This window comes from Colwellia sp. 6M3, from assembly GCF_014077595.1.
In the GTDB taxonomy this organism is placed as follows: Bacteria; Pseudomonadota; Gammaproteobacteria; order Enterobacterales; family Alteromonadaceae; genus Cognaticolwellia.
Window position 1 is genome coordinate 1 of the sequence record NZ_JACGWF010000043.1, and the last position, 22,585, is coordinate 22,585.

Here is a 22,585-nt window from a genome sequence, read left to right on the forward strand (position 1 = left end):
ACTTAATATAGAGCGTGGTTAACTGGTGGTAGTCGACTCATACGTGCTCAGAAGTTTTCACTATTAAATAAATGATTTAATCACACTGTTATCAAATAACATTAACCACAAATACGAATTTTCATTGGCTTGAGTTGTATTTTGGTAACAACTTTGTGCTATCTTTTAATTAACCTCTGATGTAGTGTGTGGTGTATGAAATTATCATTTTTAGAAATTATATTGCTTGGTCGAAAATACATTAATTTGTGGCCAACGCGCACAGAACTTGGTGAGTATTTTGCTGACTATCAAGCGGTTAAAGTTAGCCGTTTGGTTTGTAAAATAATGCCAGGGTTAGCGTTGTTTTGTTTTATTATGCAATTGTATTTTGGTTCTTGGTCTGTTTTACCCCAAGCACTTCTATACAGTTTATGTATTTTGAGTTTTCCATTACAAGCTTTGATATTTATGGGCATTAAAGCCGATAAATTTTTACCGCCAGGTTTGGCTAGTTGGTATAAGGAAAGTGTAGCGCGTGTAAATCAAAGTGGTGGCGATCTCAAGCTATCTACGCAACGTCCTCGCTACTTAGACCTGGCTCAGTTATTGAATTTAACTTTTCAAAATCGTTACAAAATGACTTAAGAATATGCTTGTGTAAACAGCGTTTTCATTTTCAATAGTAAGGCGATACCTTGATTGGGTATCGCCTTTTTTATTTTTTAATTTTAATTAATCTGATTTTTGATAAAGGCGAATTAGAAAGTCTGCCTGACAAGTAAAATTATCTTGATTTAATAAGTGCTGTTTTACTATTTCACTGGCCTTAAAAGCAAAAGGTGTCATAGACAATAAATTTAATGTGTCTTGACCCGTTTTTAAGTGCATTTGATAAGTGATATTTTCTTGGTGCACCAGTGTTAAATTTTCAATGGGTAACTTTTCAACATCATGCTCTTTAGCATCATCATAAATTTGCTGTTTTAATTGCATTAAGTGTTGCTTAGCCGGTGTAACGGTTAACAAAAATCCACCAGGTGATAACACGCGCGTAAATTCATTTTCTAAAATCGGTGCATATACCGATACTATCCAAGAGAACAAACTGTCTGCAAAAGGTAGCTTAGATAATGTCGCGACGCTAAAGTGACAATTTTTATACTTTTTACCGGCTTTTTTTATCGCTTCTTTGGCGATATCAACACCGTAAACCGTATTTTCAGCATTTTTATGTTGATGAGTATAAAACCCTTCTCCACAACCTGCATCAAGAAAAATTGCCGGTTTATTGGCATCTGCAGGCATTTTTTCATGATATAAAGCGAGTAATCTATTCATTAGTGGCTGATAGTAGCCTTGCTCTAAAAATGCCCGTCGAGCATTTACCATTGCCTTGTTATCACCCGGATTTTTTGAATGCTTAAATTGTACCGGTAGCAAATTTAAATAGTTCTCTTTTGCACAATCAAAGCTATGGTTATTTTCACAGCGAAATACCGCAGCTTGATTTAGCAGGGGTAAACTACATAACGGGCAAGCATAATGAGTTGGAGTCATAGTTATCATTAAATTAAAGCTTTTTATTGACTAAATGTAGACCAAATAGGCGCATGATCAGAAGGTTTTTCTATCCCTCTAAGCTCATAATCAACATCTGACTCTATACAACGCTCGGCAAGATTTTTAGTGGCGAGCACAACGTCAATACGCAGTCCGCGATTATCATCAAAGCCGCGAGAGCGATAATCAAACCACGAATATCTTTCTTCACGAGTTGGGTGTAATGCTCTAAAAGTATCGGTAAATCCCCAGTTCATCAAGGTAGATAACCATTGTCTTTCTTCAGGTTGAAAACTGCATTTTCCTGTTTTTAACCAACGTTTTTTATTAGGCTCTCCAATACCTATGTCTAAATCGGTCGGCGAAATATTAATATCACCCATAATTACAACGTTTTCATCAGGCGTATGATGTTCATTTAAGTATTGCATTAAGTCTTTATAAAACTGACGCTTATAAGGATACTTTGTTTCATGAGCAATATTATCACCTTGAGGGAAGTAACCATTTAACACCGTTACTTTTTCATCATTTTCATCGGTTGTTTGCACCATGATCATGCGTTTTTGAGCTTCATCATCATCAGTAGGAAAACCTTTAATAACAATATCGGCTGATTTCTTACACAACATAGCAACACCATAATGTGCCTTTTGACCATGAAAATACACGTGATAGCCCATTGCTTCAACATCAGCTAGTGGGAAAGCTTCATCGTGAACTTTAATTTCCTGTAAGCCAATAATATCGGGTTGATGCTTGTCTATAATCGCCTGTAGTTGATGTAAACGTGCACGCAGGCCATTAATATTAAAAGAGATGATTTTCATTTTGACACTCAATAATTATTTTTCGCTCATGCTACCAGAAGTTGGACATTATCAGTAGTGATATCGAGATGAAATTCAGTGAAGAATAAGACTGTTTAAGGTATGCATGCCTTTATAATTAGGCACATTCAACGTACATTTTTTATGATTTTAAAACACTGAAATTAGTGGAATACATTTTATTTTAATAACATTCATATTATCGCGTGATTTCCACTTTTAACTCTACATAATCCCTCCTTAGTTTGAACCATGGAAATACTTTGTTACTTAATTGTTAATCTAATGTTTAGTTAAATTATTTTTACCTCTGTTGTAGACTGCTACATTGCGCTATATTTGAATGATGTTAGTTATCCGCCTGAAGCTTATTACTCGTGCATTTACGAGATGTTTTTTTTAGTTTATTTAAGGCTTTGTTGTTGGTAGTTTAAAAAACATAAAATATAACAAGAAGTTAAAATAAAAAAAAGAGGGATTGGAAATGCAAAGACGTGATTTTATTAAACTTACTGGCGTTGGTGCTGGTGGGTTAATGTTGCCGATGTCTGGCTTAGCGGTATCAGCAGATCAATTGCTAGATAAACCTATGGATGTCGCTTATAAGAAAAAACTGGCTGACATTGCTTTAAATGCTGCAAAAGCAAAGGGTGCTTCTTATGCTGATGCGCGTATTGGCCGTTATCTCAATCAGTTTGTTACGACACAAGAGACTCGCGTTGATAACATTGTTAATACGGAATCGGCAGGTATAGGTATTCGTGTAATTGCCAATGGTACTTGGGGTTTCGCATCTACTTCAAATATGACTCCAGATAGTGTTGCTAAAACTGCAGAAAAAGCAGTGACTGTTGCCATGGCTAATTCAAAATTCCAAACGGTTCCAGTGCAACTTGCACCGGTAAAAGGCGTTGGTGATGTTAGCTGGAATACCCCCATTAAAAAGAATGCTCTCGAAATTCCGATTAAAGATAAAGTTGATTTGTTGCTGTCGGTAAATGATGCCGCTATGTCAAACGGGGCTAACTATATTACTTCTATTTTGTTTTTAGTGAATGAACAAAAATACTTTGCTTCTACCGATGGTTCATACATAGATCAAGACGTACATCGATTATGGGCACCGTTTTTTGCTACAGCGGTTGGTAAAGAAGGCTTTAAGCAACGCACTGGTTTGGGTAATCCTGTGGGGATGGGCTTTGAGTACTTAGATGGTAAAGAAGAAGACAAAGTCCGCATATTAGGTGCTAACGTTGGTTATAAAAACTCTTACGATATGCTTGAAGATGCAACTGCAGCAGGTAAACAACTGCAAGCTAAGTTAAAAGCTAAATCAGTTGAGCCCGGTAAATATGACTTAGTATTAGATCCTGCCCACTTAATGCTAACTATTCATGAGTCTGTGGGACATCCATTAGAGCTTGACCGAGTATTAGGTTATGAAGCTAACTTCGCAGGCACCAGTTTTGCAACTTTAGATAAATGGAAGAGTGGTAAATTTAATTATGGTTCTGATATTGTTAATTTATTTGCCGATAAAACCCAACCATACTCATTAGGTAATGTTGGTTATGATGACGAAGGTGTTAAAACAAAAGAGTGGGATTTAGTTAAAGATGGCACTTTGGTTAACTATCAAGCCATTCGTGATCAAGTGCATATGATTGATCAAAAAGAATCTCACGGTTGTTGTTATTCACAAAGTTGGCGTGATGTTCAATTTCAACGTATGCCTAATGTTTCCTTAAAACCAAATGATAAAGATTTATCAGCTGACGATGTTATAAAAGACGTTGAAAATGGTATTTATATTGCTGGTCGTGGTTCATTTTCGATTGACCAACAGCGTTATAACTTTCAATTTGGAGGTCAATTATTTTTTGAAATCAAGAACGGTAAAATTACTGAGCAGATTGAAGATGTTGCTTATCAATCAAATACCCAACAGTTTTGGAATAGCTGTACACAAATGGCGGGTAAATCTGATTATCGCATAGGCGGGTCATTTTTTGATGGTAAAGGTCAGCCTTCTCAAGTTAGTGCAGTTTCTCACGGTTGTCCAACAACAAGATTTAATAATATCAACGTGATAAATACCGCTCGTAAGGTTTAATTTTACCTATATTTGACGATAAAAATAAAGAATAAAAGGAAGCATAGCGTCATGACAATTTTAACAGAACAACACGCGAAAGAGTTATTAAAAAAGTACTTTCATTTTCAAAAGCCGACGAATGTGAGTGTAACTTAGGTGGAGAAGACGGTGGCAATATTCGCACCGCGCGTAATACAGTTTCTACCTCAGGTGAGCAAAGTGATTTAACCTTGTCTGTACAGTCAACATTTGGCAAGAAAACAGGTGTGGCAACCATTAATGAATTTGACGATGCATCATTAATGAAAGTGGTTAAACGCTCTGAGGAGTTAGCCAAATTAGCGCCTGAAAATCCAGAAAATATGCCATTGTTTGGTAAGCAAAAATACAATCAACCTCAAAGCGCTTTTGACTCAACCACGAATATAACGCCAGATGATAGAGCCCAAGCAGCTGAAAATAGCATTAAGCCTTCTAAAGCTAATAAATTGGTTTCTTCAGGGTTCTTGCAAGATTCAACGACCTTTGTTGCTATTATGAACAGTAAAGGGTTGTTTGCTTATAATCAGGCGACTAATGTTGATTTTACAGTCACTATTCGTACTGAAGATGGCAAAGGCTCGGGTTGGGTTACTCGTGATTATAGTGACTTTAAAAAATTAAATACTAAAGAAGCTTCACAAGTGGCGATTGAAAAGTCCATTGGTTCGTCTGGCGCCAAAGAATTAGAGCCGGGTAAATATACGGTCATATTAGAGCCTGCCGCTAGCGTACAATTACTGAATAACATGTTTGGCAGTATGAACCAGCGAGCTGCGGATGAAGGCCGAAGTTTTTTAAGTAAGAAACAAGAAGATGGCAAAGAGGGTGGACCTACTAACCTTTTAGGCGAAAAACTTTTTGATGAACGTGTACATATCTACTCGGATCCTATGAATTCTGAAGCACCAACAGCACCTTTTGCTGGTGATGGTCATAGTGTTGGGAAAACAGACTGGATAAAGGATGGAAAAATAGTCAATATGCCAAACTCTCCTTATTGGGCGAGTAAAACAGGCGTAGAATATGCACCTACCGCATACACAGGCTCTGGCTTGTTTGGTGGTCCGGCACAAATTATTATGGCTGGTGGTAATGACACACTCGAAGATATGATCAAAGACACTCGTCGTGGCATTCTTGTTACTCGCCTTTGGTACATTCGAGCGTTAGATCCGCAAACTTTGCTATATACAGGTCTAACACGTGACGGCACTTTCTATATTGAAAATGGCAAGATTAAATATCCAATTAAAAACTTCCGCTTCAACGAAAGCCCAATTGTTATGCTTAATAATATTGAAGCACTTGGTAAGCCGCAACGTATTAATGGCAGTATGATTCCGCCAATGAAAATACGTGATTTCACCTTCAGCAGTTTGTCAGACGCTGTTTAGTCAATAAATAGGATCAAAAAGAAGAACTTAAATAAGGGTAAACGCGTTATATTTGTTTACCCTTAACTTTTTCTTGTGTTTATATGAATCGACGTAATTTTATTCGTACCATTTCGCTATTTTCAGTAGGCACATTTGCTTTACCGTTTTTACGACTGAGTGCACAAGAGCAAATTGACTTCTTTTTTACACGTTTGAGCTATGAGTCAGGCGATTGGGAAGTTGACGAAAGAATGCCTGCCAACGTACTTAACTCATTAATCGAATACACCAGTTTACGGGTCGATATTAAAGAGCGAATACTGCCTTTATCTGATCCACAAATGCTTGCAGCGCCATTTTGCTATCTAGCTGGCCATCGGCTAGTGCAATTTAATAGAGAAGAAAAACAAAACTTTCAACGCTATGTTGAAAATGGTGGTTTTGTATTTGTTGATGACTGTAATCATGATATTGATGGCATGTTTGCTCGCAGCTTTGAACGACAAATGCGTGAAATATTTGGCGAGCAAGCGTTAAATAAAATTCCTAATGACCACGCCATATATTCTTCATTTTTTAAGTTCGAAGGCCCGCCTAGAACTTCAATTGAGCTGAATGGCTGGGGCGATGATTTGGTGCACAACTACTTAAAAGCAATCGAAGTTAATGGCCGAATTGCCGTGCTATATAGTAATAAAGACTTAGGTTGTGAATGGGATTATGACTTTCGTAATAAACGTTGGTTAAAAGTCGATAATACTCGCTTTGCGGTCAATATTGTTATGTATGCAATGAATAGCTAGCGAGTCGTTTACATATTTATAAATGGAATATACATGCAAGAACAACAGATAACCGAGTTACTAGGCAAATTGAATCAAGTTAGCAATGAAATAGCGAAAGTTATTGTTGGCCAACAAAGTGTGATTGATGAGCTACTAATCAGTATATTGGCTGGCGGACATTGTTTACTTGAAGGTGTACCTGGTTTAGCTAAAACCTTGATGGTAAGTTCATTAGCAAAAACATTAGCGCTAAATTTCAATCGCGTGCAATTTACACCTGATTTAATGCCCAGTGACATTATTGGCACTGAGATATTAGAAACGGATCATGATAGTGGCGAGCGTTTTTTTAAATTTCAGCAAGGACCGGTATTTACGCATATTTTATTGGCGGATGAGATTAACCGTACACCACCAAAAACACAAGCTGCGTTATTAGAAGCGATGCAAGAGCGCCGCATAAGCTATGCAGGAACAACTTACGATTTACCTAAACCTTTTTTTGTTTTAGCAACGCAAAATCCTGTTGAGCAAGCCGGTACTTATCCATTACCTGAAGCGCAATTAGATCGATTTTTAATGTTTGTCCGCGTAGGTTACCCATCAGAAAAAGAAGAAATTGAAATTCTTAAACGAACTACGGGTAATAACCACAGTGAACTGACTGAAGTGCTAACGGCAGAAGATATTATCGCATTACAAAACCTGGTACGTAATGTCACCGTGTCTGATGAGTTACTATCTTATGCTGCAAATTTAGCACGAGCAACAAGACCTGTAAGTTCAATTGAAGCGAAAGAAAAAACATCGGAACAATTAAAAGAACACTGCCAAAGTGTTGTCGAACATGTACGTTGGGGAGCAGGTCCAAGAGCTGGGCAGGCGTTAATTTTATGTGCAAAAGCAAAAGCATTAATGGCGGGACGTTATGCCATCACCATTGCTGATATTCAGTTTGTTGCGCCAGCGGTATTAAGGCATCGAATTCTAGTTAATTTTCAGGCCGAGGCTTTAAATATTACTCCTGATAATGTTATTGAGGATTTATTAGCCTTTGTTACTTTGCCAACCAGTCCCTTGCAGTAAATCAGGTAACGCACGTGCAACAGCCATATTTTGATGCCAAAACTTTATTAAGAGTTAAAGATCTACCTTTAGCAATTAAAACCTTAGCGCAAGGGTTTTTACATGGCAGTCATGCAAGTCTTCAACGCGGAGTTGGTATTGAGTTTAGCCAGTTTAGAGCTTATGAACCTGGTGATGAACTCAGTAAAATAGACTGGAAATTATTTGCTCGCTCAGATAAATACTTTGTTCGAGAAGCAGAGCGAGAAAGCAATGTGAATGTTTGGATCGTACTCGATTGTAGCGAATCTATGTTACAACAGTCTTTTGCCAGCACTGCTCAAATCCCTGAAAAAGATTCAGTTATAGGCCAATGGAATAAATTGAACTATGGCCGATATTTAGCGGCAACAATCAGCTATTTAGCACAAAAGCAGGGTGATAGTGTTGGCTTATTAGCGCTTTCTGGCAAAAGCCATCAACAAGTTGCTGCATTGCCGGGTGAACGTCACTGGCAAAAAATATTACTCAGCTTAACGCAATTAGAAGCCAGTGGTGCGATACCAAATACACAAATGATTTTGAGTCAATTAAGTACCGTACGTAAAAATGGCTTAGTGATAGTTATTAGTGATTTTCATCAAGTTAATAAAGAGTTATTAACGTTAACGTCAAAACTGACGAATAGGTATACCGATGTGGTTGCTTTTCATCTAGACAGTAATGATGAAATTAACTTTCCTTATCAAGGTACGATTAATTTTCAAGACCTAGAGACTAACGAATACCGTCAAGTGTCAGCGAAAGAAGTGCGTACGAGTTATCTTAAAAATAAGCAACATTGCGATGAAACATTAAAAGCGCATTTAGCACAGCAAAATATTCAATATTTTCACGCTAATATTGATCAAGCCTTAGATCAAGCTTTAGTCGATTTTCTCAGTGTAAGAAATAGTAATCATGGGCGCAAAACATGAGTTACTTTCCTGAAGTGATGATTCAAAATCCATTAGCTTTTATAGCGTTGTTGGCCTTAATAGTGCCACTAGTGTTGCATTTGATCAGTAAAAGCCAACCAAAGCAGGTTAAATTTGCCAATATTGCTTTAATCGATTCACTGCAACCCAAAAGTATGCGACAAATTCGTCTTACTGAAGCTTGGTTATTGTTATTACGACTTTTGTTATTGATTTGTTCAGTATTACTTTTAGCGGATCTTTTTTTAACTAAAGCTTTGATAAAGAATGATGAAGTGCATGTTGTTACTGCTGATTGGTTGAACCAAAGCAATGACACACAAAGACAGCAGTTAATCGATAATAGTTTAAATCAACCTATCTATCTTTTAGCCGGTAATACTGAGTTAATTACCGATAAGGAAGTAGTGGAATGGCAACAACAGCTTAATGTCATCCAGCATCAAAATACGCTAAAAAATCTAACCTCCTTTAGTCAATCATTAGCACCTGAAACGCGGATTAAACTTTTTGTTACTGACCGCGCGGTTCAATACAAACTTAACGATATAAAGCCTCAGATTACGATAGCCAACTCCGTTGATTGGCAAATTCAAAACCTTGCTTCTAACCGTGATAAGAAATATCCACATGCGATGAACGTTGTTATTATTTATGATGAGGACAGGTATGGCGATCTTAAATACTTTCAGCAAGCCTTTGCATTAATAAAACAACAAGTAGCCCCAGCATTAAAGTTGTCATCCTTTGATCAAAAAACGTTTAAAAATACTGAGCATTATCAGCAAATTTTACGTACTCCCCCGGATTGGCTATTTTATTTAAGTACAGCAGATCTTGATCAAGAAACTGTTAAGGTCTTGTCAACCAGCTCAAAGCTATTTGTTGATGCGCAACAGTCAAATGAAAATACCTTATTCTCAAATGCGAATGCCATAAGCATTAATAAAAGTAATGCTGCTTTACTTTATCCTGAAGCTTTATTTTATCAGCGTGGTAAACCGCTAAATATCGGCGAACAATTGAGTGAAGTTGGCATCATAAAAAACACAGAAATACTTTGGCAATTGACTCAACCCAACGGCATCAGTTTACCTATGTTAACTAAATCGAGCATTGTCTATCAAAGCGCAAAGCGTGAAAGTATTGTTTACCAGTTATATTCAAGGTTTACACCGTCTTGGAGTAACTTACTATTGTTGAAGCAATTTCCGTTGTTTTTACAAGACTTGTTATTTCAACAATGGCAAGAACACACTTTTGAGAATAAGGAAACACTGTTGCATGAACAAATTAGCCAACGAGTTAAAACACTGAATACCATTGAACAAGCCAGTCTAGGGTCAAGCAGTATTGAAAAAGGGCGTTTTAATTTTAAACATGTTAAAGACCTAGCCGTTACTCAGCAAAGGAATGAGAGCTATTGGACTGAAATATTAACTTTTTTATTGATATTGCTGTGGACTATTGAGCGAATCGTTAGTGAAATTTATCGTTCGAAATCAAAAACGAAATCATTAGATCAGGTTGATGCTTAATGGCGAGCGAAAAGCACATTCATTCAGAAGGTAATCTAAGCTTTTCAAGCGAAGATAAACGACAAATAAATATTAGCCGTTTAAATCAGCTTGTAGCGCATTGGCGGCGTAAATACCTGCAACTGCAACTGTTACTTTTTATGCCGATATTGTGCGTATTGATCATCACGCTTTTATTTACCTTAATGAGTTTTAACTTTTTCAGTGTTGAGTATGCATCTATCGTTTGTTTACTGGCATTAGTCTTAACCATAGTGATTAAGCTGGTGACAATAATTCAAAATAAACAGTACGCGAGTATTACATTAAAAAACCTTATTACTCATCTAAATAGTCAGTTTGAAGAGCTTGAGCAAAGTACACAGTTATTATTAGTTGACCAAGATAAACTCTCTGCTTTAGAAAAACTGCAACAGAATAAAGTACTAGATCGTTTAGCCGAAATTTTGCAGCAACAAGCAGAAGTGAAAAATAGTCAATTGTCGCCAGATTTTGCCAAACAAGAGTTTATATTCTCTAGTGTTTTACTTTTTATCTTGCTGATTGTTTTTATTATTTCGTATCAGTTTAATTTAGTTGATAAAATTATCTCAGGGTTTCAACCTGCTACTCAAAGTACTGATAGCCTTAATAATATTGAAAATAAGCCGAATGATACGGCGATTAAAATTATAGCTAAACAAGTCACCATCATGCCGCCTAGCTATAGTTTAACGAAAGGTCAGGCCGCTAAATTGATATCAGAGTCACTTGATATCAATACTTTGGTGGGCAGTAAAGTACGTTGGAGATTAAATTTTTCCGTACCTAAGACAGACTACTTTCTTGTTTTATCTAATAATGAACGTCATCAATTAATCAAGCAGGACGATGGTTCGCATCAGATAGAATTAATATTACGCAAAAGCATGGTTTATCATATAGCAGCTAGGCATGTTGAGTCGAAAATTATCGACAGTATTTCAGGTATTCATCGTATGAGTTTAACGCCTGATTATGCGCCTAAAATTCGTTTTATTAATCCAAAAAGTACAGTGACAGAATATGGAAAAAATACGCTTCCTAATCTAACCGCCGAAGTTCAAATATCAGATGATTTTTCGATTACCGACGTTCAGATAAAGGCTTCAATAGCAAAAGGCTCAGGTGAAGGGGTTAAATTTAGAGATCAAATCTATGCCTTCGACAGCGATGAACTTGTTGATGGTAAAAGGCACTACTATAAAAAATGGTCTATAGCAGAGTTAGCTATGGAACCTGGTGACGAGCTTTATTTTAGTATTGTGGCAACCGATAATCGTGAACCTGATTTTCAGCAAACCCGTTCAACAACAAAAATTATACGTTGGTTAGAAGAGGAGCAAAGTGGTATTAATGCCGACGGAATACTGATTGATTTTATGCCCGAATATTTCAAAAGTCAGCGTCAAATTATTATTGAAACCATAGAATTAATAGAAGATAAAACTGATCTTGAGCCTACGAGTTTTAATGAAAAGTCAGAATTGTTAGGGGTAGCACAGAGTGCGCTTAAAGAAAAATATGGTCAATACCTCGGTGATGAAGTTGAAGGGGATAAAAATAACAAGGTAAGCCTTGATGAAGCTCATGATACTGCTGAGCATAAACCTGAAATTAAGATACATGACGAACAAGGTGGCAGTGTTAATGCGGTAATTTCGTCGAATCAAGCAGAGCATCATGAAGACATTTTGGCTCACTTACATGAAAGTGAGGGGGGAAATAATACTCGTGGTAACCAAGCTTCAGGTCGCATGGAGCTGATAAATCAATATGGCCATAATCATGAAGATAGTGATGTGGGTGTAATGACAAATCGAGACCCTCGCGCGTTGATGAAACAAAGTTTAGCCCATATGTGGCAAGCAGAGTTACATTTAATGTTGTCTGAGCCTTCACTTGCCTTACCTTTTGAACAACAGGCGCTTAAGTTATTAAATTTAGCCAGGAAAGCTGAGCGAATTTATGTAAAACGTTTAGGTTTTGAGCCGCCACCCGTAACAGAGCAACGTCGATATCAAGGCGACCAAACAGACATTTTAGCCAACTCGGTACAAGTTTCGCGTTTTATGCCTGAGCAGCTATCAAATCAAACTTTATTCGCATTCCGACAGTTTTTACAATTACTGAATGCCTATAACCAACCGCTTATCTCTTCGAAGCCTGTGTCTCAAACAATGACATTATCAAACGATAATGTCATTAATGAATCACAGAATTTCAAGGCGAATGTAGCGCTATCTGTAGATGAATTAGCGCTAGCTGAATTAACTAAATTAGGAATCGAAGAGCTTATAGATGAAAGACCAGCCTTAGTGGAGTTGCTAGTGGTGATTGAGAAAATATTGCTTGAACGGCGACTGAGTTTGTCACAATGTGCTGGTTGTATTGAATTATTATCCGGTAAGCTTGAGCAATTACTACCAAGCCCAACCTCCAGCCCTAACAGTAAACCACAAGACTTTAATGTCCATCAATCTATGGTTGAAAACTATAGCCAATTTTTAACGGGTGATTTGTGATTACTTCAGTTGTAAGCATTGCTATAGGCAATTACCGTTTAACTCTAGATAGCTCATTACACTGGGCCATTCTACTATTAGCATTATTCGGTTTAGTGATTAGCTGTGTGATAATTTTTCGACGCTTTAAAAGTGATAGTAATACTATTTCAAATAAAAAAAATGCTTTTATAAATAGCAAAAGTATTCATGTATCAATGTTGATTTTTGGCAATATTATTGCTTTTATCAGTATGCTGATTTTTCTTTTACCTTTTGAGATGAAAGTACAAACATCAACTTATGATGTGTTACTAACTCAAGGTTTTAAAAAATCAGCAAAAAATGAAAATTTCAATATTCAAGGTATGGACAGTATTAACATCACGCAGGCACTAAAATCTGCCCAGCGGATATGGCTGTTATTAGATTCTGAAGAAAGTACCGCTGTCAATCAGTCATTAAAGGAATGGTTAGCTAAAAACTATTCAGACAAAGTTGTAGTTATTAGCTCAACTCAAGACCTAACCAATGTTTGGGAAATGGTTAGCATTAATCAATCTAAAGGGTATAACGAACGCTATAACGTTCCGACATTAATACAAATATTTGGTGATGGGCTAAGTAAAATACAGTGGCAATATCTTGGGACTTTTAACCAAGTTAATAGTGATGTTTCTCACACCCAGATACTTGAAGCTGGAGCTGAAACACCTACGCCTTTAAAAACAGACGCAGCCAAGAAACCCTCTACCAAATTTAAGTTTTATGCGAGTAATCCAATCACAGGGTTTAGTTATTTGCACTGGCCGAAACAGTTAATTTTAGGGCAAGCATTAACGGTAACAGGGCAATTTCAACATTCTTCAGATATTAATAGTCAGTTTGAGCTGAGTTTAGTGAGCAATGACCGTATTCAAGACAGTGTTATTGTTCAGCCGAATGACGTTTTTTCATTAACAACTACCAGTAAAATATCAGGCTTATTTAATTATCAGCTTATTGTAAAAGAGTTACTAAACAAAAGTGCGACGGCAAAACAACTTTTTACCGTAAGTGAAGATATTGCTTTTAGCGTTGTTATGGGAAACCAACCCCGTGTATTGATTAAGCAATCAGCACCGTCATTTGAAACTAGGCGGTTGAAGCAATGGTTGAGTGAGGCTGGCAGCCAAGTACGTGTTTTAAGCCAAATAAGTAAAAGTAAATGGTCGCATCAGAGAGTAAATTCAGTTCAGAAAATAACAGAAAATCAATCTAACGACTTAACTGGCATATTATTAGAAAGCTATGATCTCCTGATTATCGACAGCAGAATGCTGCTTTCGTTGCCAACAATGGAAGTTGAGGCAATATATAATGCAATCAAAGATGGATTAGGGGTATTAATTAATGCGGATAGTACACTATTAACAGCTGAAAATAGCCAATTTGATAAGCTCAATAGGTTACTGAACTTGTTTGAGTTAGCCTCTGTAGATGTCAATAACAACCATGTTTTAGCTTATTGGCCAGAACAACCTAAATTAGCTAAAAGTGACGTTATATCCGCTCAATCGGTCTCAATTAATATAAATGCCAAGCAGGGACGAACTATTGTTGAGTCAGGTAAAGGTCAGGCAGTAGTTGCTAAACAATCATTGGGTTTAGGGTCTGTGGCACTGACGGTACTTAATGAAACTTATCAATGGTCATCACAAGTCAGCCCTGCGTACTATAGTGCTTATTGGCAGTATTTATTATTGAACATATCTCGAGGTGAACAAAACACCCGATGGGTAATGCCTTCAACAAGCGTGTATGCGAAGGTTGATCAGTATCAAAATATTTGTTTAATGTCATCACTAGAAAAGGTGGTTGTTGCTCAGTTGTCGCTAACGGCATATCCGCTTTTAAACAATCAACAGTGTGGACAATTTTTAGCTAGCCAAGCAGGTTGGTATTCATTTAAAGCCTTAAATGATCAACAGTCAAAACTTTCTGAGCAAGCTCGCTACTTTTATGACCAGGACGCTTTTCCAGCCTGGCAGCAGGGCATTAAGCATGCAGTGAGTCAATTTAATGCTGATGCTAACTACACCGATAATTATGCCGATAATGATGTATTTAATTCATCGCATGTTTATCAGCAAGTTGATAAATTTATACTATGGCTAATCATGTTTGTATCACTGGTATTATTATGGTTCGAGAGAAAGTGGCAGAGTAATTAAATTGTTAAGTCTTTAGACAAGTGCTTAGCTAAGTTTTTAAATAAGTCCTTAGACAAGTAAATAGCGAAAGGCTCAGTGAACTAAGTTTACCTGAAACTATGTTTATTTAACGAATATCTTCCTGACTAAAGTGAAAATCAACAGAGGCAATAATAAGTAAAATAGCGCCAAATAATATAGCCCAATGAGCACCCAGTAATGCTAATGCGCTACCAATAAGTGCCATAAGTACATTCGCAACACTAAACGTAGTAGTAATTAACCCCATAAGTTGGCCTTGTTCAATATCGGCATATTGTTCTGAAATATACACCGGTAACAAACCATTAAATATAGCGATTGCGATACCTGTTATGGCATAAACTGGCCAAACATTAGTCTCTGTTAGTAATAAGTGTAAACTAAATAAAACTGCCATTAATACCATGCCAAATATAGCGCCAAACTTTAGCCCCATGATTAGCTTCAATTTTTTAACAAAAAATACACTAGTGATTGTCATACATAAAGTTAATACAACGGTAATATAGCCAATGTTCAGACTTGTAAAATTAAAGTTTTCAACTAACCAAACTGGATAAAATTCGTAGTAGGCATTTAGGCCCAAAGTAGCCAGTAAATAAATTAAAAATATACGCCTAATTTTTGTATTAGCGAGTAAAGCAAATGAGTTCTGCTTACTAAAAAGTTGTGAAAACTTGACATTAGATTGGTTGAGTTCTGAAGCATCAGCTTGTAAAAAAAATGTAACACTGAGTAGAGCTATGACTAAAGCTATAGCTGCTAAGTAGAAAACAGCATCTAAACCATAAACGGCAAGTAACCCTCCAGCTAAAGGGCCAAGTAACCAACCAATATAGCCGGTAGCATTTACAAGGTTAAAGGTATGTGTTTTATCCAATGTTGGAGATAGATCTACTGCGATTGCTTTCGCTATACTGATATTTCCTGAAAAAATTCCTGTTATAAAACGTGCAAAAATCAACATTAAAAAACTTTCAGCAACAACCGCTAATGCTGATAGCACATAACCAATAATAGTTAACACTAGGGTAATAAGTAAGGTTTTCTTACGTCCATAAAGACCTGAAGCAGCGCCTAAAACTGAGCTACCTAAAATAACACCAAGTGGATATATAGCTAATATTATACCAAGTGAAATTTTGCCAGGTAAATCTGCAAAAGTAGTTAGAGGGCTAATTTCATTAAGAAAAATAGGTGCTAGTACTGGGTAAGGCAATGCGATACCAGCGCAACTAAACAGTACCACTAACATGACAGAATATAGTGTTTTTTGGGCTTTAAATTTTTCGACGGTGGAGGCGCTCTCTGCCGGCTCTTTTATTTGAGATAAGTGAATTGTCATAGAGCGTTTTAGGTCTTAAAATTAACATCAGGTTGTGTGCATATCATAAATGCCATGAGCAGCTAAGTAAAACGCCATGATTAAATAAACACAGATTATTGTGAAAATACTTTTTTATAAATACTATAAAAATTAGTTACTTATGTTGGTGTAATTAAGTGTAAACTTAGGGTAATAAATTGTACTATTGCCGTAACACCTTGTACATGGCGTTGTTAATTAATAGTAAACATTTTATGATTATAAAAATTAAAATCATTCATACTTTCAATGGTTGTTATTTATTTATTGATTCGCATTAAACCGCGACAGTAAACATTGAACCGTGTTGATAATACATCCATGAGAATACTGTTAATTCAGTGTAATAAAGTAGGATCAAGTTAATGCCAGATAATATGTCAGTAAAGAAAATATTGCTTGTTGAAGATGACCGCCAGCTATCGGATTTAGTCACTGAGTTTTTAGAAAGTGAAGGTTACCACGTTAAACAAGAGTTTAGAGGTGACACGGTCGAAAAGCGCGTTGATAAGTTTGTCCCAGATTTAATCATTCTAGATATTATGTTACCTGGCAAAGATGGTTTTGCGGTTTGTAAAGATTTACGACCTAGTTTTAAAGGTCCAATTCTAATGCTGACTGCTAAGGGCACTGACTTTGATCAAGTATTAGGTTTAGAAATTGGCGCTGATGATTACGTTATCAAGCCTGTAGAACCTAGAGTACTACTGGCTCGTGTTAATGCACTTTTACGCCGAGGCCAGTTACCTTCTGAAGGCAAAGAAAGTGCTGAAATTGATTGTGGTGAGTTACATATAAGCCGTGGTTCAAGACAAGTAACATTACACGGTAAAAATGTTGATCTAACAAGTCAAGAATTCGATTTACTTTGGTTACTAGCAAGTCGTTCAGGCGAAGTTCAAAACCGAGATTACATATACAAAGCGGTTGTTGGCCGTGAGTACGACGGTATGGACAGAAGTGTTGATGTACGTATTTCTCGTTTACGCAAAAAATTACATGACAGTAATGAAACTCCTTTTCGAATTAAAACTATTTGGGGACAAGGTTACTTATTTGTTCCTGACGCTTGGAGTTAAGTATTATTTCAATGTATAAACTGATGAGTTGCTACGCCAATTCATCAGTATTTTTTCCCTCTTTTTAGGCGTTTTGATGAAACTTGGTCGCTCATTTTTTAGCTTATATTTCCTGATAATCTCTATTTTTATCGTATTCTCATGGATGCTCGATGAAGTGTGGAGTTCTTATCTTGAACAGGATATAGAGTCTTATACTGGCTATAAAAGTATGTTGCTCTCGCTTTCTAATTATTTAGAAAAACATCCAGAAAACGAATGGCAGGAAATACTGTCAGGTGCATCTGAGCAATGGAAACTGCCATTAAAGTTAATGTCAGAACAACAAGTAGAGAAAATCAGTCATCAGCGCCATGATGTAATCAAAGAAGATAACACTCACATTTTTTATGATAATGATGCTGTAGAAATTCATCATCGTATCAATAGCACAGGTGCAGTGATTGTACTTGGCCCAGCCAAAATGCCAACAAGGCCAAGAGTTGAAGCCTTAATTCGTGTTATTTTACTCGCCAGTTTAGCCTGCTTATTGTTTTTTTGGTTACGCCCTTTATCTCGTGATTTGGATCAGCTACGAAAAACAGCTATAGCGTTTGGCCAAGAAAGTTTTGATATGGTAGCGCCGAAAGCTAGATCAACAATGACCGAACCTATGGTAACGGCCTTTAATACCATGGCACATCGTATTAAACGTTTAATAGATGCTCATAAAGAATTGTCTACAGCGGTAGCGCATGAACTGCGCACTCCTTTAGCACGCACCAAGTTTGCCTTACAAATGCTAGCGTGTACCGATGATAAAGCCAAACAAGAAAGATACCGTAACGCTATAAGTAAAGATATTTGTGAATTAGAACAGCTTATTAACGAAATGTTGATTTATGCTAGTTTCGATAATGAAAAGCCGCAGCTAAATTTTTCTCAAGAATCGATGGTTGATATTGTTAAAAATCAGGTGGGTAATTATCAACAGTTTGAGCAAAGCTTTAATATTACTAATTCAATTGGTGATGACAAAGTTGACGTTGATCGTCAATTTATTGCTCGCGCGCTGAACAACTATATATCCAACGCTATCAAATATGGAAACGGTAAAATAGACATCGCTATTTCGAAAAACGCTGAACACTGTCAGGTAATAGTTACCGACAATGGTGAGGGTGTTTGTGATGATTTTAAATGCACCATATTTGATGCATTTTCCCGTGGTGATATTTCTCGTAATCGTGAAACGGGAGGCTTTGGTTTAGGTCTAGCGATTGTATGCCGTATTATGGAATGGCATGGAGGCAGTGCCTCTGTTGTTGATAGTGAAAATGGCGGAGCAAGTTTCATTCTCAGTTGGCCGATTAAACACATTGCAAGTTAATGAGTGATAACTGTACAACATTATGTATTTATTATAAAAATACATAATTAATTCAACTTAGCTATAAAGTAATTTATTTGATTGCCGATAAAGTATTATCGGCAACCAATAAGTAGATTATTTTGACAGTAGACGCATTATCAAACGACATACTTGTACATGAACTTCAATTAGGCGAACAGCTTAATGAAAGCGTTCATAACAAACGTCGCTCTGATTTTTCGTTATTATTGGCGATGCTAACCGATGATGTGCGAGCGCACAGTCAGTTCAAACTTCCACAGACTATTACGCCAGAAAACACGACTTCAACAGAACAATTACGAAAACGTTTTCAACTGCCAAATGAAGCACCTATCGCCTTAAAGAACATTGAAGATACTCAACTTTTCAATCAAGCTGTCCTAATTGAATCTAAACAGTTAGACCATTTACGTTTATTGAATGCATTAACCCCTAATCCTTTGGCGTTTCGTGACGATGCTAGTTTTATAAACCAGCAAGTAATAAGTAATACAAGTTTGTATTGTCAGCAGAAATATAAAGATAAAACATTAGAGCAAACTCAACCAAAAGCTGAGTTTAATGCTGATGCTTGGTTTTCAGGAATAAAAAACTCGTTAGATAAATCAGAATTTTTGTCAGCTGTTGTTTAAAATGCTTTAGCGCAACATTGTTTAAATTTTTTATTGCTCTGACAAAAACAAGTATCGTTTCTTTTAGGTTTAATTAACACTTTACTGTCTGATACTTCGCCATCTAAATAACGCCAAGCGTTATCTTCAATAACAAAGTTCGAGTTCTCACGCATTTGCCATATTTGTCCCTGATGCTGATAAAAGGCCGAAAATTCAACTTGAGCACTTTCTTTATTTATTTTATTTTTTTGATATTCGCTAGCATTATGAATAACAAGTTTTAACCATTTTGTTTGTGCAGCCCATTGTTCAATGTCAACAATCGACTGTTCAAGCTGACTTGCTTTTGCATAGGTAAGATAAATATATTCTGCATTTTTAGTCGCGTAAGCTGAGTAGCGAGATCGCATTAATTGTTCAGGAGAGTTTGATGAAGTTGTTGCCATTATTAATGGTTGGCAACATTGAGCATAGGTGAGTTCTAAGCCGCATGGACATTGCATTTAAGTATTCTATTAAATATTCAATTTCAGTTAGTTTATCATGACAACCTACAACCATTGAAATATTTATCTACAACCAATCTATGATTAATTCGTTAAAGCAATCACCATTAAGTTGGTACTTAATAAGTAAATAATAAGAGAGAAGGGAGTTCAGCCCTTCCTTAATCTAATGAGATATGGTGAAAAATTATTTTAATGTAATTGCTGTGCTTGGCCAACGCTTATTGGTTGCAAGAGTATACAATGAGTTTTACCCATTGCTGCGCAGTGTGCTATTTCATTTAATTCTTCTTGATTATAACTCGCGCCTGACAAAATCATGGCTGAACAAGTACCTTTTAATAAGGTGTTTTTAATATGTTCTAGACTAACATTGACCTTATTTGCATTCACTTTCAATATTTTAGCTGGATTAATTTTACCCATATTAGAGAGTTGCTCTAACGAATCACTTTCAGGGTTAATCATTAAAATCCACTTGTTATTATCGTAATGTTTTTCACAAATATCTTGATATCTTTCAGATAATTCAAAAGGGTTATTTACCGGTACAGTATTACACCAAGGAGAGGTTAGGCTTATTTTTCGGGTATTATCTAGTACAGAGTTTAAGTCTAAGTTGTTGTTATTAAATTCTAAATTTACTTTGTTGATGTTAATCATGTTGCTCACCTCGATATACTGTATGTATGTACAGTATATCGGTTATGGTTTGATTTCAAGTGTTATTTACAACATTCAGCAATATATATAATGCTAAGTTAATAAAGGATGGTAGTGATACTGATCTAGCAATGTGATGGATTTATGATCGTTTATTTAAGCTGAATTTTAATTGCAGTATTTCTACTATGAACCACTATTTGTTTAAAATTGATTAGGGGAGAAAATTAGTTTATAAATTTGAGTTATCAGAGGTATCATTATGCTAGTGTACTGCTTCAAATTAATAGCTCGCTGAACACGACTATTAACCCTCAATCAATAATTTGAACTTTAGTTGCTGGCTAATGTGTTAGTAAGGTTAGATATTTTTTATGATGAAATATGCGTTTGTTAGACAAGTTATCTGGTGTGTATTCGCGTTAATATTGCTCACCTTTTCGTTAGGTATTAGCTGGCAAATAAGTAAAACAACAAATTTTTTATATAGCTTTTGGTATCAAACCTTGCACATCGATGAGGTTATTAAAAAAAACGTACCCAAAAACACCCAGGGTAAACACGACTTTCCTGTCGATAATTTTCAATTGCATGAGAAAATGTTTGCTGAAATTGTTGATGCCATTCATCAGCAAGGCAATCAAGAAGACAATCAACTAGGCAATCTACCAAGTAATACCTTATCTAAAATAAGTTATGTTAATCATCAATCGATATCAAAAGCACTATTAACAAAGAGTGAGGTCGTTCATCTTCAAGATGTTGCTAACTTACTCCGTTCAGTAGAAAAGTTGTGGTGGGTAAATTTATTAATTTTATTGGGTATGATATTTTTTTACTGTCGTAAAGAACAGACAATAAGCGTTAATTTGATAAGAGAAATGCCAACAGGTAAACAAAAAATAATTTCGCTGTTGAGTTTTATTATTTTACTGGTAGTAATATTAAGTATTTGGGGCTTTACTGAGGTTTTTTATTATTTGCACACGGTAGTGTTTCCAGAGAATCATCAGTGGTTTTTCTATTATAGAGATTCTTTAATGGCGACGCTTATGAAGGCTCCTGATATATTTTCGGCTATTGCGGCGCAACTGCTCCTGGTCGCGTTATTTTTAACTTGGGGAGTTGATACGGTATTGCGTCGTTATCAAGTTAAGCATAGCAAACAAAGAGCTTAGCTAGCCATGTATGCATTAAATTGATATACCGTTATTTATGTGGATAATTTGTGGCGTTTAAGGACATTAAATCTATTCACTCAATATATTAATTATATTTTCTTTAGATTTACTTGAGTAGGTTTCAGAAACGTTATCGCTGATAAATAAAGAGGCTTTTACGGCAATTTTTTTAAGTGTTTTTATATCAGCTGTTTGCCACTCGACTTGATCGCCAGTTCGTTCGCAACAGATTATGCCCAATGGGACAAAGTCCTTTTTGAATGTTACATCCAATAAAGAATGTATATTGTGAACATCGAAGTATCCCTTATTAAAGCATTTAGATACGTCATTATTCCTAGCGTCAGAAGCAACTAAAAACTCATTCTCAATAATGTGTGAAAAGTAATCTTTAAAGTCACTGGCCAGTAAATGCTCGCCCATCGTTTGCTTGCCATATTCGTCAAGACAAATGAGAGAAAACATTTCAGAATAGTCACTACAAAACAGCCAAATACCTACCCGATCACATTCAGGAATTGCTGATTTAATGGTTGAACAAATTTTTAATAATTTATTATTTAAAGACGTACGTGGGTTACTTAAATAAACTGATAGGTTTGACAATATTTCCATAAACTACATCAACCAAGAGTCTTTGATTTAAAGTTAGATAAGCGCATGATTTTAAATATTATAAACATCATTTCTAAGTTAATTCGATAAACGGTATTACTATCATATGTTGTAGTTTATAGCCGTTGTCGAATCATCAACAGATTAGATGAAAATCGCGCA

The 22,585-nt window shown here is 36.1% G+C and carries 19 protein-coding genes; 13 read left to right on the forward strand and 6 right to left on the reverse strand.

The window, feature by feature from the left end; translation table 11 throughout:
- The first annotated feature begins 195 nt into the window (after positions 1 to 195).
- Positions 196 to 627 (forward strand): terminus macrodomain insulation protein YfbV, encoded by a 432-nt coding sequence (gene yfbV / locus H4J50_RS10755; RefSeq protein WP_108455854.1) that lies wholly within the window; start codon positions 196 to 198, stop codon positions 625 to 627.
- Positions 628 to 714: 87 nt separating this feature from the next.
- On the opposite strand, the gene rlmA is transcribed toward yfbV, so the two are convergent.
- Positions 715 to 1,539, reverse strand: a complete 825-nt coding sequence (gene rlmA / locus H4J50_RS10760; RefSeq protein WP_259366228.1) for a 23S rRNA (guanine(745)-N(1))-methyltransferase — start codon at positions 1,537 to 1,539, stop codon at positions 715 to 717.
- Positions 1,540 to 1,562: 23 nt separating this feature from the next.
- The gene (xthA, locus tag H4J50_RS10765) at positions 1,563 to 2,372 is read right to left on the reverse strand and encodes an exodeoxyribonuclease III (RefSeq protein WP_182256324.1); all 810 of its coding nucleotides are present in this window, start codon (positions 2,370 to 2,372) and stop codon (positions 1,563 to 1,565) included.
- A 484-nt stretch (positions 2,373 to 2,856) separates the two neighbouring features.
- On the opposite strand from xthA, the gene H4J50_RS10770 reads away from it, so the two are divergent.
- The 8 genes from H4J50_RS10770 (at position 2,857) to H4J50_RS10805 (ending at position 14,985) form a co-directional block, all read left to right on the forward strand.
- The gene (locus H4J50_RS10770; RefSeq protein WP_182256326.1) at positions 2,857 to 4,485 is read left to right on the forward strand and encodes a TldD/PmbA family protein; all 1,629 of its coding nucleotides are present in this window, start codon (positions 2,857 to 2,859) and stop codon (positions 4,483 to 4,485) included.
- A 212-nt stretch (positions 4,486 to 4,697) separates the two neighbouring features.
- The gene (locus H4J50_RS10775) at positions 4,698 to 5,903 is read left to right on the forward strand and encodes a TldD/PmbA family protein (RefSeq protein WP_259366229.1); all 1,206 of its coding nucleotides are present in this window, start codon (positions 4,698 to 4,700) and stop codon (positions 5,901 to 5,903) included.
- Positions 5,904 to 5,986: 83 nt separating this feature from the next.
- Complete coding sequence (locus H4J50_RS10780) at positions 5,987 to 6,688, forward strand: DUF4159 domain-containing protein (protein ID WP_182256328.1); 702 nt, start codon at positions 5,987 to 5,989, stop codon at positions 6,686 to 6,688.
- Positions 6,689 to 6,721: 33 nt separating this feature from the next.
- On the forward strand, positions 6,722 to 7,756 hold the full coding sequence (locus tag H4J50_RS10785) for a MoxR family ATPase (RefSeq protein WP_182256330.1): 1,035 nt from the start codon (positions 6,722 to 6,724) through the stop codon (positions 7,754 to 7,756).
- 14 nt (positions 7,757 to 7,770) lie between these two features.
- Positions 7,771 to 8,712: a DUF58 domain-containing protein gene (locus H4J50_RS10790; protein WP_182256332.1), complete on the forward strand. Its 942-nt coding sequence runs from the start codon at positions 7,771 to 7,773 to the stop codon at positions 8,710 to 8,712.
- Positions 8,709 to 10,250 (forward strand): BatA domain-containing protein, encoded by a 1,542-nt coding sequence (locus tag H4J50_RS10795; RefSeq protein WP_182256334.1) that lies wholly within the window; start codon positions 8,709 to 8,711, stop codon positions 10,248 to 10,250. Before H4J50_RS10790 ends, H4J50_RS10795 begins: the two co-directional genes overlap by 4 nt.
- Positions 10,250 to 12,793 carry a hypothetical protein gene (locus H4J50_RS10800; protein ID WP_182256336.1) on the forward strand — a complete coding sequence of 848 codons (2,544 nt, stop codon included), beginning with the start codon at positions 10,250 to 10,252 and terminating at the stop codon, positions 12,791 to 12,793. Before H4J50_RS10795 ends, H4J50_RS10800 begins: the two co-directional genes overlap by 1 nt.
- Positions 12,790 to 14,985, forward strand: coding sequence for a hypothetical protein (locus tag H4J50_RS10805; protein ID WP_182256338.1), 2,196 nt, complete (start codon positions 12,790 to 12,792; stop codon positions 14,983 to 14,985). The genes H4J50_RS10800 and H4J50_RS10805 overlap by 4 nt, the downstream gene beginning before the upstream one ends.
- Positions 14,986 to 15,091: 106 nt before the next feature.
- Here H4J50_RS10805 and H4J50_RS10810 read toward each other — a convergent pair whose 3' ends face one another.
- The gene (locus tag H4J50_RS10810) at positions 15,092 to 16,351 is read right to left on the reverse strand and encodes an MFS transporter (protein WP_182256340.1); all 1,260 of its coding nucleotides are present in this window, start codon (positions 16,349 to 16,351) and stop codon (positions 15,092 to 15,094) included.
- Positions 16,352 to 16,737: 386 nt separating this feature from the next.
- Between H4J50_RS10810 and H4J50_RS10815 the strand changes: the two genes are divergently transcribed.
- The 3 genes from H4J50_RS10815 to H4J50_RS10825 all read left to right on the forward strand — a co-directional run bounded on the left by H4J50_RS10815 (position 16,738) and on the right by H4J50_RS10825 (position 19,476).
- Positions 16,738 to 17,451, forward strand: coding sequence for a response regulator (locus H4J50_RS10815; protein ID WP_108455865.1), 714 nt, complete (start codon positions 16,738 to 16,740; stop codon positions 17,449 to 17,451).
- A gap of 76 nt (positions 17,452 to 17,527) precedes the next feature.
- Positions 17,528 to 18,820 carry an ATP-binding protein gene (locus tag H4J50_RS10820; RefSeq protein ID WP_108455866.1) on the forward strand — a complete coding sequence of 431 codons (1,293 nt, stop codon included), beginning with the start codon at positions 17,528 to 17,530 and terminating at the stop codon, positions 18,818 to 18,820.
- A 122-nt stretch (positions 18,821 to 18,942) separates the two neighbouring features.
- Positions 18,943 to 19,476, forward strand: coding sequence for a VC2046/SO_2500 family protein (locus H4J50_RS10825; RefSeq protein ID WP_220466167.1), 534 nt, complete (start codon positions 18,943 to 18,945; stop codon positions 19,474 to 19,476).
- Here the strand turns inward: H4J50_RS10825 and H4J50_RS10830 are convergent.
- Both H4J50_RS10830 and H4J50_RS10835 read right to left on the reverse strand, forming a co-directional pair.
- Positions 19,473 to 19,961: a YchJ family protein gene (locus H4J50_RS10830; RefSeq protein WP_182256342.1), complete on the reverse strand. Its 489-nt coding sequence runs from the start codon at positions 19,959 to 19,961 to the stop codon at positions 19,473 to 19,475. The genes H4J50_RS10825 and H4J50_RS10830 overlap by 4 nt on opposite strands.
- A gap of 195 nt (positions 19,962 to 20,156) precedes the next feature.
- On the reverse strand, positions 20,157 to 20,627 hold the full coding sequence (locus H4J50_RS10835; protein WP_182256344.1) for a hypothetical protein: 471 nt from the start codon (positions 20,625 to 20,627) through the stop codon (positions 20,157 to 20,159).
- A gap of 374 nt (positions 20,628 to 21,001) precedes the next feature.
- Here H4J50_RS10835 and H4J50_RS10840 point away from each other — a divergent pair, with 374 nt between their 5' ends.
- Positions 21,002 to 21,805: a DUF1461 domain-containing protein gene (locus H4J50_RS10840; protein ID WP_182256346.1), complete on the forward strand. Its 804-nt coding sequence runs from the start codon at positions 21,002 to 21,004 to the stop codon at positions 21,803 to 21,805.
- A 72-nt stretch (positions 21,806 to 21,877) separates the two neighbouring features.
- On the opposite strand, the gene H4J50_RS10845 is transcribed toward H4J50_RS10840, so the two are convergent.
- Complete coding sequence (locus H4J50_RS10845) at positions 21,878 to 22,423, reverse strand: GAF domain-containing protein (RefSeq protein WP_108455871.1); 546 nt, start codon at positions 22,421 to 22,423, stop codon at positions 21,878 to 21,880.
- Between the last annotated feature and the right edge of the window lie 162 nt (positions 22,424 to 22,585).

Bases quoted from the DNA above. Each gene is read 5' to 3' on its own strand.
- rlmA (WP_259366228.1), bottom strand. From the start codon at position 1,539: ATGACTCCAACTCATTATGCTTGCCCGTTATGTAGTTTACCCCTGCTA.
- xthA (WP_182256324.1), bottom strand. From the start codon at position 2,372: ATGAAAATCATCTCTTTTAATATTAATGGCCTGCGTGCACGTTTACAT.
- H4J50_RS10840 (WP_182256346.1), top strand. From the start codon at position 21,002: ATGATGAAATATGCGTTTGTTAGACAAGTTATCTGGTGTGTATTCGCG.
- yfbV (WP_108455854.1), top strand. From the start codon at position 196: ATGAAATTATCATTTTTAGAAATTATATTGCTTGGTCGAAAATACATT.
- H4J50_RS10800 (WP_182256336.1), top strand. From the start codon at position 10,250: ATGGCGAGCGAAAAGCACATTCATTCAGAAGGTAATCTAAGCTTTTCA.
- H4J50_RS10810 (WP_182256340.1), bottom strand. From the start codon at position 16,351: ATGACAATTCACTTATCTCAAATAAAAGAGCCGGCAGAGAGCGCCTCC.
- H4J50_RS10770 (WP_182256326.1), top strand. From the start codon at position 2,857: ATGCAAAGACGTGATTTTATTAAACTTACTGGCGTTGGTGCTGGTGGG.
- H4J50_RS10830 (WP_182256342.1), bottom strand. From the start codon at position 19,961: ATGCAATGTCCATGCGGCTTAGAACTCACCTATGCTCAATGTTGCCAA.
- H4J50_RS10845 (WP_108455871.1), bottom strand. From the start codon at position 22,423: ATGGAAATATTGTCAAACCTATCAGTTTATTTAAGTAACCCACGTACG.
- H4J50_RS10815 (WP_108455865.1), top strand. From the start codon at position 16,738: ATGCCAGATAATATGTCAGTAAAGAAAATATTGCTTGTTGAAGATGAC.
- H4J50_RS10835 (WP_182256344.1), bottom strand. From the start codon at position 20,627: ATGATTAACATCAACAAAGTAAATTTAGAATTTAATAACAACAACTTA.
- H4J50_RS10780 (WP_182256328.1), top strand. From the start codon at position 5,987: ATGAATCGACGTAATTTTATTCGTACCATTTCGCTATTTTCAGTAGGC.
- H4J50_RS10820 (WP_108455866.1), top strand. From the start codon at position 17,528: ATGAAACTTGGTCGCTCATTTTTTAGCTTATATTTCCTGATAATCTCT.
- H4J50_RS10795 (WP_182256334.1), top strand. From the start codon at position 8,709: ATGAGTTACTTTCCTGAAGTGATGATTCAAAATCCATTAGCTTTTATA.
- H4J50_RS10785 (WP_182256330.1), top strand. From the start codon at position 6,722: ATGCAAGAACAACAGATAACCGAGTTACTAGGCAAATTGAATCAAGTT.